This is a genomic window from Micromonospora sp. NPDC049559, assembly GCF_040676675.1.
Classification (GTDB): domain Bacteria; phylum Actinomycetota; class Actinomycetes; order Mycobacteriales; family Micromonosporaceae; genus JBFAPK01.
On record NZ_JBFAPK010000071.1, the window covers coordinates 1 to 10,900 of the forward strand.

General features: G+C 75.2%; 8 protein-coding genes. 4 read left to right on the top strand and 4 right to left on the bottom strand.

Going from position 1 to position 10,900, the window contains the following annotated elements; genetic code table 11:
- The coding region (locus tag AB0J86_RS38380; protein WP_363863715.1) for a glycosyltransferase at positions 1 to 598 on the top strand (598 nt) is incomplete at its 5' end.
- A gap of 276 nt (positions 599 to 874) precedes the next feature.
- Here AB0J86_RS38380 and AB0J86_RS38385 read toward each other — a convergent pair.
- From AB0J86_RS38385 to AB0J86_RS38400, 4 genes are all read right to left on the bottom strand, one after another.
- Positions 875 to 2,158 carry a citrate synthase gene (locus AB0J86_RS38385; RefSeq protein ID WP_363863718.1) on the bottom strand — a complete coding sequence of 428 codons (1,284 nt, stop codon included), beginning with the start codon at positions 2,156 to 2,158 and terminating at the stop codon, positions 875 to 877.
- A 234-nt stretch (positions 2,159 to 2,392) separates the two neighbouring features.
- Entirely contained in the window at positions 2,393 to 4,498 is a 2,106-nt protein-coding gene (locus AB0J86_RS38390) for a sulfatase-like hydrolase/transferase (RefSeq protein ID WP_363863721.1), read from the bottom strand.
- Positions 4,491 to 5,936, bottom strand: coding sequence for a methyltransferase (locus tag AB0J86_RS38395; protein WP_363863724.1), 1,446 nt, complete (start codon positions 5,934 to 5,936; stop codon positions 4,491 to 4,493). The genes AB0J86_RS38390 and AB0J86_RS38395 overlap by 8 nt, the downstream gene beginning before the upstream one ends.
- Positions 5,936 to 6,082 (bottom strand): hypothetical protein, encoded by a 147-nt coding sequence (locus AB0J86_RS38400; protein WP_363863727.1) that lies wholly within the window; start codon positions 6,080 to 6,082, stop codon positions 5,936 to 5,938. Before AB0J86_RS38400 ends, AB0J86_RS38395 begins: the two co-directional genes overlap by 1 nt.
- A 208-nt stretch (positions 6,083 to 6,290) precedes the next feature.
- Here AB0J86_RS38400 and AB0J86_RS38405 point away from each other — a divergent pair, with 208 nt between their 5' ends.
- The 3 genes from AB0J86_RS38405 to AB0J86_RS38415 form a co-directional block, all read left to right on the top strand.
- Positions 6,291 to 6,686 (top strand): VOC family protein, encoded by a 396-nt coding sequence (locus AB0J86_RS38405; RefSeq protein WP_363863730.1) that lies wholly within the window; start codon positions 6,291 to 6,293, stop codon positions 6,684 to 6,686.
- A 113-nt stretch (positions 6,687 to 6,799) separates the two neighbouring features.
- Positions 6,800 to 7,192, top strand: a complete 393-nt coding sequence (locus tag AB0J86_RS38410) for a PPOX class F420-dependent oxidoreductase (RefSeq protein WP_363863733.1) — start codon at positions 6,800 to 6,802, stop codon at positions 7,190 to 7,192.
- Positions 7,193 to 7,393: 201 nt separating this feature from the next.
- The coding region (locus tag AB0J86_RS38415) for a BTAD domain-containing putative transcriptional regulator (RefSeq protein ID WP_363863736.1) at positions 7,394 to 10,900 on the top strand (3,507 nt) is incomplete at its 3' end.

Below are 10,900 nucleotides of genomic sequence, written 5' to 3' on the forward strand. Positions count from 1 at the left end.
GCACCTCATCGCCGGCCTGCCCCGACTGCGCCAGGCCCACCCCGACCTGCGCGTGGTGATCGCCGGCGACGGCCCGTACCGGGGTGAGCTGCAGGCCCAGGCGCACGGGCTCGGCGTCGGCGGGATGATCCAGTTCCCCGGGTTCCTCGGCGGGGTCGAGCTGCCGGCGATGATGGCGGCCTCGGACTGCTTCGCGGTGCCGAGCATCTACGAGCCGTTCGGCATGGTCGCGCTGGAGGGCGCCGCGGCCGGCGCGCCGCTCGCCGTCTCCGCCACCGGCGGGCTCGCCGAGATCGTCCAGCCGGGCGTCACGGGCGTGACCTTCCAGCCGAAGGACCCGGACGGGCTGGCCGACGCGGTACACAGCCTGCTGGCCAACGGCGAGCACGCCCGGCAGCTCGCGCGGCGGGCGCGCACCATGGTCGACGACGAGTACGGCTGGGCCTCGATCGCGCACCGCACCGCCGCGGCCTACTCGGCCGCGATCGCGCAGAACCCGGCCTTCACCTCCGAGCAGGCGGCGCTGCGGATGGCCAGCGGCCGGATGGTGGTGCCGGCCCGCGAGGGCAACCTGCTCGCCGCGGTCGGCGGGCGCTGACGACGCGCCCCGCCCCGGCGGGGCCGCCGGCACCACCCGGCACGGCGGCGACAGCACCACCAGGCACGGCAGCACCCGGCACGGCAGGCACCACCAGGCACGGCAGCGACAGCACGGCAGCAGCACCGGGCGCACACGGAAGTCAGGCAGGCACACAGCAGCGGCGGAGGAGTTCGTCGCCCCGTACGGGGGTGACGGCTCCTCCGCCGCTGTCGTGTGGTCGGACCCGGCGGTACCGGCGTCGGGCGGGACGCCGGCGGACCGCCGGGAGTCGGGTCAGCGCTGCTCGATCGGCACGTACGACCGCTCGCTGGCGCCGGTGTAGATCTGCCGCGGCCGGCCGATCTTGGTCTCCGGGTCGGAGATCATCTCGCGCCACTGCGCGATCCAGCCGGGGAGCCGACCGAGCGCGAAGAGCACGGTGAACATCTTGGTCGGGAACCCCATCGCCTTGTAGATCAGGCCGGTGTAGAAGTCGACGTTGGGGTAGAGCTTGCGGGAGACGAAGAAGTCGTCGGCGAGGGCGATCTCCTCCAGCTGCATCGCGAGGTCCAGCAGCGGGTCGGGCTTGTTCATCCGCGCCAGCACGTCCTGGGCGGCCTTCTTGACGATCGCGGCGCGCGGGTCGTAGTTCTTGTAGACCCGGTGGCCGAAGCCCATCAGCTTGACGCCCTGCTCCTTGGCCTTGACCCGGCGGACGAACGCCTGCACGTCGCCGCCGTCGGCCTGGATGCGCTCCAGCATCTCCAGCACGGCCTGGTTCGCCCCGCCGTGCAGCGGGCCGAAGAGCGCGTTCACGCCGGCCGAGACCGAGGCGAAGAGGTTGGCGTGGCTGGAGCCGACCAGCCGTACCGTCGAGGTCGAGCAGTTCTGCTCGTGGTCGGCGTGCAGCACGAAGAGCATGTCCAGCACGCGGGCGACGACCGGGTCGACCTCGTACGGCTCCGCCGGTACGCCGAAGGTCATGCGGAGGAAGTTCTCCACGTACCCGAGCGAGTTGTCCGGGTAGAGCATCGCCTGCCCGATGGACTTCTTGTACGCGTACGAGGCGATGGTCGGCACCTTCGCCATCAGCCGGACCGTGGAGATCTCGACGTGCTCCTGGTCGAACGGGTCGAGGCTGTCCTGGTAGAAGGTCGAGATCGCGCTGACGGCCGAGGAGAGCACGGCCATCGGGTGGGCGTCCCGGGGGAAACCGTCGAAGAAACGACGCATCTCCTCGTGCAGCAACGAGTGCCGCTTGACCCACTCGGTGAATTCCTCGAGCTGCTGCGCGGTCGGCAGCTCGCCGTAGAACAGCAGGTACGAGACCTCCAGGAAGGAGGACTTCTCCGCCAGTTGCTCGATGGGGTAGCCGCGGTAACGCAGGATCCCCGCGTCGCCGTCGATGTAGGTGATCTCCGAGGAGCAGGCCGCGGTGTTGACGAAACCGGGGTCGTAGGTGACGAGACCCGTCTCGGTCAACAGCTTGCCAACGCCGATGCCGGATGGGCCCTCGACGGCGGACTGCACCGGCATCGAAAGCTGCCCACGGGGGTGATCGAGCTTAACTTCCGTCATGTGGTTCCTCGCTTCGCCGGCGAATCATCGTTGAATTGCCTTCGCTTTTACCGTAATCCGGCCCGATCGCCTACCGCCTCTCGTGGTTACGGGGTGAGGGATGCGTCACCCGCACCCGGAACGCCTGCGCGGTAAAACGGGCGAAACGGGCGCGCAAAAGGGCTTCCGCCGAGGTCAGGCCGGACCGGACGGGATCGGGTGGCGCGACGAAGAAAACGGGCCGGGCCGGACCGGTCAGGAGCCGGCGAGGGCCACCCGGCGCAGCGCGTCGCCGGGCGCCACGGTGAAGAGCTCCAGCCGGTTCGCCCCGGCGGCGAAGAGCGAGTCGTCGGCGAGCAGCGCGGCGAAGCGCCGGCCGCGCGGGTCCGGGTCGAGCACCGGCACCACCGCGCCGATCCGGCCGTTCACCGCCACCGCGAGGCGGGTACCGGTCGGCACGGTTTTCGGCACCGTCCCGTACACGAGGGCCGGCAGCCGCCCGCCGGTCGGGTCGACGGCGTCGAAGGCGCGCCGGTCGACCACCCGCGCGGTCACCCCGGCCGCCGGCCCGACCGGCAGGTCGGCGGTGCGGCGCCCGACCAGTTCCGGCGGGGGCGCGAGTGGATGGGCGGTACCGCCCGTCACGGCCGCGAAGGTCGCCGGCCCCGGTACGCCCACCGGGCGGCCCGGCTCGTCGTAGAAGCGCTTGTCGGCCCGCTGCCGGGCGGGTCCGCGCGCGGAGAGCCCGTCCGGGCGCCACGGCAGCGTGACGTCGGCCCAGTCGGCGATGGTCGGGGTCAGGTCGACGTGTTCCCAGTTGCGGTCGTCGACCCGGCCGCGACGCTGACCCGGTTCCTTGACGAACATCGGCACCCACGCCACCTCGCCGGGCGCCCGGCGCAGCGCGTCCATTCCCCGGCCCTGGGCGCCCCGGGTGAAGCTGACCCCGTGGTCGGCGGTCACCACCACCAGGGCGTCGTCGTAGAGTCCGGTCGCGCGCAGCGTACGCAGGGTCTCGCCGATCAGCCGGTCGGTGTAGCCGAGCTGGGCCAGGTGCCGCTCCCGGGCCAGCGTCACCCAGCCGTCGCCGTCGTTCGGCAGGTCCTCCGGGGCGTCGTAGCGGGCGCCGGAGGGGAGGAAGGTCCACGGGGTGTGCGGCATCAGCAGGTGCAGGAAGTGCAGGGTCGGCCGCGGCGCCGGGTGCAGCCCGGCGAGAAACTCGGTGAACCGGACCGGCTGGTTGTCGTCGAGGGTGTCCCAGCGGAACTTCGGGTCGTCCGGGGTCGGCTCGGCGGCGTCGCGGGCGGCCTGCTCCGGGGTGACCTCCCGGTAGCTCGCCTCCGGTTCGCGGACCGCCCGCGCGGGCGAGACGATCTGCTCCAGCAGGGCACCGGTCTCGTGCAGCAGCACCGGCAGCCCACCGCTGCCCGGTACCGGCGGGGGCGGGTCGCAGCGGCTGGGCGGGCAGAGCCGGGTGATGCTCTCCTGCGCCTCGATGTCGTAGACCCCGCCGAGCGCCGTGAAGAGGTTGTCCGGGTAGCGGGAGTAGTGCGGGGCCACCGCCTCCGTCGGATAGCGCCCGGTCAGCATCGCCGGCACGGCGTACGGGGTCCAGCCGCTGACGCCGGTGGCGTTGCGGTACCAGGTCGACTCCCCCGCCAGGGCGGCGAAGTTCGGGAAGCGCCGCGCGTCGACCGCGCCGTCCGGGCCGAGCAGCGAGACCAGCGGCAGCTCGTCGAGGAGGAGCAGCACCACCGGCGGGTGCCGGCCGGCGCCCCGGGCGGCGCCCGGCCCGAGCCCCTCGTGGCCGCGCGGCAGCACCATCGCCGAGGTCGGCGAGGCGAAGACGAAGAGCAGCGCGAAGACCAGCGGCCCCGGGGAGGCGAACCGCAGCAGCCGGCCCGGTGCCGGCCAGCGGCGGTGGGCGTACGCGCCGGCCGCGCCGCACGCCACCGCGATCGCCAGCAGCGGCGTACCGCGCAGCGGCAGCAGGTGCTTGCCCACCTGCACGGCGAGGGCGGCGAGCAGCAGCCCGACGGTGATCCGGTGGGTGAGCGCCCGCGCCGCGCGCCCGGCCAGCCCGCTCAGCGCGCCGGCCAGCCAGAGCCCCAGCGGCGGCACCACCGTGTAGAAGCCGACGAGCAGCAGGATCTCGCCGCGCCCGGCCCGGTGGAAGAGGAAGAAGTCCGGGCTGCGGCCGGTGATGTCCAGCAGCGGCTGGGTGACCACGACGCCGCAGAGCGCGATGATCTCCAACCCGGCACGCAGCTCGGCCCGGCACGCCGACCGCCACGCCCCGGCGCGCCACCGGCCGGACGCCGTCCCGGCGGTGGCGCGGGCCGGACGGTCCGGATCAGCCACGGGGCGTTCCGGCGTAGAGGGTACGGGTGCCGCAGGCGAGTTCCTCCCGGCGTACCGCGACGCAGCGGGCGTCGAGGAGGCGCTCGAACTCCTCCCGGCGGTAGCCGGGGAACTGCCCGGCCGGCTTGTTCGCCAGCAGCCGCCGCGCCATCGGGTCCTCGGGGTGCACGAACTCGACCACCAGCCGCCCGCGCCGCCCGGCCCCGTCGAGCGGGCCGAGGAGCCAGTCGACGACCTCCGCGAGCGGCACGTCCCGCCCGATCGCGAGGTGGTGTACGACCGCGAGCGCGAGCACCGCGTCGGCCCGGGCGCGGGCGGCGAACGGGGCCCGTTCCACCGCCCGCCAGCCGCCGCCCGGCGACGGGTCGGCGAGGTCCATCACCAGCGGCAGGACCCGGCGTTCGCCGTCGGCCCGCAGCCGGCGGTAGAGCTGGTCGGCCACGGTCGGGTCCGCCTCCACGGCGACCACCTGCTCGGCGTGCCGCGCGGCGACCCGGGCGTACGCGCCGTCGTTGGCGCCGAGGTCGAGCACGAGCCGGCACCCGCCCGTACCGGCGAGCGCGTCGGCGACGAACCGCTCCTTGCGCCGCCGGTCCTCCGCCGAGTAGCCGCACGACCGGCCGTACCGCGACCAGTGGCTGGCCGGCGGCTGCCAGTCGAGCCGGCGGACCAGCCGCTCCAGGCCCCGTACCGTGGCCAGGACGAGGTCCCGGGAGAACCCGGCCGCGCGCAGCTCCGCGCGGACCTCGCCGGTGCCGGTGGCGCCGTGCCGGGTCTGGAGCGCGTCGTGCAGGTGGATGTGTTTGAGCGCGCCCGCCGAGAACCGGCGGGTACCGCCGAAGAGGCGGCGGATCTGGCCCGGCTCGATCCCGTCGACGCGCGCCCGCAGCCAGGGCTGGAAGTCGAGGCCGAGGTGCGCCTGGAGCATCAGCGGATAGAGCAGCGTCTGGCAGAACTGGCGGTAGCCGGCCCACGGTTCGCCGTCGCGGGCCGGCTCGAAGGAACCGACGTCGACGAAGACCGGCTCGGCGCCGCGCCACTGCACGTTGTACGCCGAGCCGTCGCTGGTGGTGAAGCCGTCGGCGAGGGCCTCGGTCAGCACCTCCAGGTGCGTCAGCGCGGCGTCGCGCAGCATGGTGAACGACCACTCGTACGGGTAGGAGACGAAGGGGATCCGCTCGTGCCGCAGGACGGCGGCCCAGCGCCCCGCCTCGGCCGCCGGGACGGTCCCCGGCTCGGCCGGCTCGGTACCGCAGATCTTGCCCGCGGCGAGCAGTCCGGGAAAGAACGCGCTGCCGCGCAGCGCCTCCCAGTTCGCGGCGGCGCGCGGGGCGAGCCCCCGGTAGACCCGCGAGCCGACGTAGAAGACCCGGTTCCCCGGGTCCCGGAACGAGCCCGGCTCGGCCCGTGCCGCCAGCAGCGCCGGGGAGCCGTCCATCAGTCCCGGTCGCCGGGCTGCCGACGCAGGCGCGCGCGCAGCCGGCGCCAGTAGAGCTTCGCGGCCACCGCCACGCCGGCGGCGCCGCCGACCACCGCCTGCACGATCATGCTGCCGGACCCCGCGTCCAGGTAGGCCAGGTGCATCCGGCCACCTCCTTTCGGTCCACTCCCGCCGTGCGTCGCGGACTCGACCCGTGCACGCCAGACATGACGGAAATTAGCGGACTTCTCGGGGCCCAACACCCGGTACGCCAGCTTTCCCCCCGGTCGTGCCCCGGTGGAGCGGGGTCCGCGGGGGGCGTGTCCGTTCCGTTCAAGACGCCGGCCCGGCGCGGCCGTTAGCTTGGGCCGCATGACACCTCGATTCAACTTCGTCGGCCTGGTCGTCGCGGACCTGGGCCGCTCGCTCGCGTTCTACCGCCGGCTCGGGCTGGCGATCCCAAAGGGTGCCGAGAGCGCACCGCACGTGGAGGTGGAGCTGCCCGGCGGGATGCGGCTGGCCTGGGACACCGTGGAGACGGCCCGCTCCCTCGACCCGGCCTGGGCGCCGCCCAGCGGCAGTCCCCGGATCGCGCTCGCCTTCGACTGCGGTACGCCCGACGGCGTCGACGCGGTCTACGCCGAACTGACCGCCGCGGGCCACCCCGGTCACCTCGAACCCTGGGACGCACCGTGGGGGCAGCGGTACGCCGTCGTACACGACCCGGACGGCAACGGCGTCGACCTGTACGCGCCGAACGCCGTCTGACCCGACCCCACCTGCCCCGACCCCGTCGATCATGGACTTGTGGTCGGCAGAATGAGTGGCTTTCCCCTTTCGCCCAGGCCACCAGTCCATGCTCGACGGAGTAACGTACCGGTGTGGATCTCCCTGACGGGCTGCTCGCCCTGCTCAACCAGCCCAGCATCTGCTACGTCTCGACCCTGATGCCCGACGGCTCGCCGCAGCTCACCCAGACCTGGGTCGACACCGACGGCCGGAACATCCTGATCAACACGGTGCAGGGCTTCCAGAAGGTGCGCAACATGCGGCGGGACCCCCGGGTCGCGGTGACGGTCGCGGACGCGAGCAGCCCCCACCGCTACTACAGCGTGCGGGGACGGGTACGCGACATCACCGCCGAGGGCGGGGCCGAGCACATCGAGAAGCTGTCCCAGCGCTACCTCGGTGGGCCGTACCCCTGGTTCGGCGGCCGGGACAAGACGCGCCTGATCGTGACCATCGAGCCGGAGCGGGTCACCCCCACCGCCTGACCTCGCCCGCCCGGCGCCCGTCGCGCCCGAGGCCGCCCGCCGACCGCCGCCGACCAGCGGCTTTGCGGCCCGCCGCAAAGCCGCTGCCACTTCGACGTACGTCGCTGTAGCGTCGGGAGCACCGCGAGGAGCCGGGCGAGGCGCGCCGGCGGTCGCCCACCCTCCACGCGGCCACCAGCTGGTTCGGCGGGGGGAGCCGGAGTGACCTGGGGGGAACCCGCGCGCGCACTGGAGGTCCGCCTCCTGGGCCCGCTGGAGGTGACGGCGGCCGGCCGGGCCGTCGACCTGACGGCGAGCCGGCCGCGCGCCCTGCTGGCGGCGCTGGCGCTGTCGGCCGGGCGCCCGGTACCGGCCGAGCGGCTGGCGACGATGGTCTGGGGCGAGCAGCTGCCGGACAACGTGGTCAGGAGCGTGCAGACGTACGTGTCCCGGCTGCGCGGCCTGCTCGGGCCCGGCGCGATCCGCCGGACGACCGTGGGCTACCAGCTGCGCGTCGAACCGGACGCCGTCGACGCGCTGCGGTTCGTCCGATTGCTGGACGCCGCGGCGGCGCGCGCCGCGGACCCCGCCGGCGAGCGGGAACTGCTCGGCCGGGCGCTCTCGCTCTGGCGCGGTACCCCGTTGCAGGGCATCCGCTCGGAGTTCCTGGCGCGCTCGGAGGCGCCCCGGCTCGTCGAACGGTACCTTGCCGCCATCGAGCGGCGGATCGACCTGGACCTGGCCGACGGCCGGCACGGCGACCTGGTCGCCGAACTCGTCGCGTTGACCGGGCGCTACCCGCTGCGCGAGCCGCTCTGGGTACGGCTGCTCGAAGTGCTGGACCGCTCCGGCCGGCAGGCCGAGGCGCTGGACCGGTTCGAGCTGGTCCGGCGCCGGTTGGCCGAGGAGTTGGGGGTGGACCCCGGACCGGAGCTACGGCGGATGCACGCCGCGCTCCTCGCCGCCGCCACCCCGGGTCCTGTCGACGAGACCTGGGCGCCGCCGCAACCCCTCGGCACGGGCGACGCGGAGCCGGCCGGGGCGGACCTGCACCGGTTCTACGACCTGGTCGACCGGGCCCGGGCCGTCCCCGACGACGGCCGGGCGGCCGCCCTGCTCTGCGACGCGGTGCTGTTCTGGCGGAAGCGGCTCGGCGCGGAACCGGACGGGCCGGTGGGCGCCGACGACGGGCTCCGTACCGACGACCTCGCCGCCCTGTCGGCGACACTGGAGGCCCGGGCGCGGGCGCGGCCGTCGGACGAGCCCGTGCTGGCGCTGCTGATGCTGGCGCTCTACCGCCAGGGGCGGCACGCGGACGCGCTGGAGCGCTACGAGCGGTTCCGGCAGCGACTCGCCGACGCGGGCGGCGAGCCCGCCGCGGCGCTACAGCGGTTGCACCAGCAGATTCTCGTCGCCGACCTCGCGCACTCGCCGCCCCTGCGGCCCGTGCCGCACCAGCTTCCGGCGCCGCCGACGGCGTTCGTCGGCCGCGCCGCCGAACTCGCCGCGCTGCGCCGGAGCCGGCACTCCGGCGCGCCGGTCGTCGTCGCCGTCGACGGGATGGCCGGGGTCGGGAAGACCGCCTTCGCGGTGCACGCCGCGCACGGGCTCGCCGACCGGTACCCGGACGGGGAGCTCTTCCTCGACCTGCGGGGTCACAGCCCGACCGGGTGTCCGGTCGAGGCGTCGGACGCGCTCGGCCGGGTCCTGCGCGCGTTGGGCATCCCCGGCGAGCAGATCCCGGAGGAGACCGACGACCGCGCCGCGCTGTACCGCAGCCGCCTCGCCGGCCGGCGGATGCTGGTCCTGCTGGACAACGCCGCCGCCGAGGCCCAGGTCCGGCCGCTGCTGCCCGGGGCCGCCGAGTGCCTGGTGCTGGTCACCAGCCGGCGCCGCCTCGTCGGGCTGGACGCCACCCGGACCGTGTCGCTCGGGGCCCTGCCGCTGCCCGAGGCGATGGCCCTGTTCGCCCGCGCCGCCGGAGACCGGGTTGGCGCCGAGGCCGGGGAGTCGTTGCGCGAGGTGGTCGAGCTCTGCGGCCGGCTTCCGCTGGCGATCCGGGTCGCCGCCGCCCGGTTCACCGCCCACCCCACCTGGACCGTGGGGCACCTGCTCGACCGGCTGCGCGCGGCGCACGAGGCCGGACTGGCGGAGCTGGACGCCGGGGGGCGGGGCGTGGCCGCCGCGCTCGACCTCTCGTACCGGCAGCTCGCCCCCGACCAGGCGCGCGCGTACCGCCTGCTCGGCCTGCACCCCGGCCGCGACCTCGACCCGTACGCCGCCGCGGCGCTGCTCGACACGACCGTCGGGCGGGCTCGCCGGCTGGTCGACCAGCTGCACGACGTGCACATGCTCCAGGAGTCGGCACCCGGCCGGCACCTGTTCCACGACCTGGTGGGCGTACACGCGGCGCACCGGGCGGCGGCGACCGACGCGGAGCCGCAGCGGCGGGCCGCGCTGGACCGCCTGCTCGACCACTACGCCGAGGCCGCCGCCGCGGCGACCGTCACGGCGTACCCGCGCGAACGCCCGCCCGGTGCGCGCACCGCCGCCTCCGGTCGGCCGATCCCGCCGCTGCGCGGTCTCGCGCCGGCCGTGGCCTGGCTCGACGAGCAGTTGCCCAACCTCGTCGCCGCCGCGCGCCACGCGGCCGAGCACGACTGGCACGCGCACACGCTGCGGCTGGGCCGGATCCTGCACCGCCATCTCGCCACCCGGGGCCAGTACCGGGACGCCGAACTGATCCACGGCCGGGCCCTCGCCGCGGCCCGTGCGCTCGCCGACCGGCCCGGCGAGGTGGAGATGCTGAACCGCCTCGGCGAGATCCACCGCCTCCAGCGCCGCCACGAGCTGGCCGGCGGCGACTTCACCCGGGCCCTCGGCCTGGCCCGCGCGAGCGGCGACGCGGCCGGCGAGCAGGAGGCGCTGATGGGGCTGGGCGACACCGCCCGGCTGCTCGGCCGGCCGGGGCCGGCCGCGGACGCGTACGACCGGGTCCTCGCGATCGCCCGGCGGCGCGGTGACCGCACCGGCGAGCTGCGGACGCGGTACGGCCTCGGTTGGATCGACCTGGTGCGGGGGCGGCTCGACCCGGCCGTGGACCACTTCGCCGGGGCCCTGGCGATCGCCCGCGCCACGCTCGACCGTCCCGGCGAGATCGACGCGCTGGTCAGCCTCGGCCACGCCCACCGGATGCGCGGGGAGCACCGGGCCGCCCGGGACGGGCTCGAGGGCGCGCTGACCGCCGCCCGGGCCATCGGCCACCGCTCCGGCGAACTCGCGGCCCTGGCCACCCTCGGTCACCTGTACCGGAGCCTGGACCACGCCGAACAGGCCACCGCGGTCTTCGACCGGACGCTGGAGATCGCCAGCGAGTGGGGCAACCGGAACTGGCAGTTCGAGGCGCTGCTCGGGCTGGGCCGGCTGGAACACGCCGCCGGGCGCCCGGAGGCGGCCCTCCGGCGGCACCGCGACGCCCTCCGGCTCGCCGAGGAGATGGCGCAGCCGGTCGACGAGGCCCGGTCCCACGACGCCCTCGCGCACGCGTACCGGGCGTCGGGCCGCGACGAGGCGGCGCGCCGCCACTGGCAGCGGGCGTTGGAGATCCTCACCGGCCTCGGCGTCGAGCAGGCGGCCGACCTGGTCGACGTGCGGCTGAGCGGGGACCGGGCCGCCGACCTGCCGGCCACGTTGACGCTGCACCTCGGCTCGGCCGGGGTGGCGGTGCGG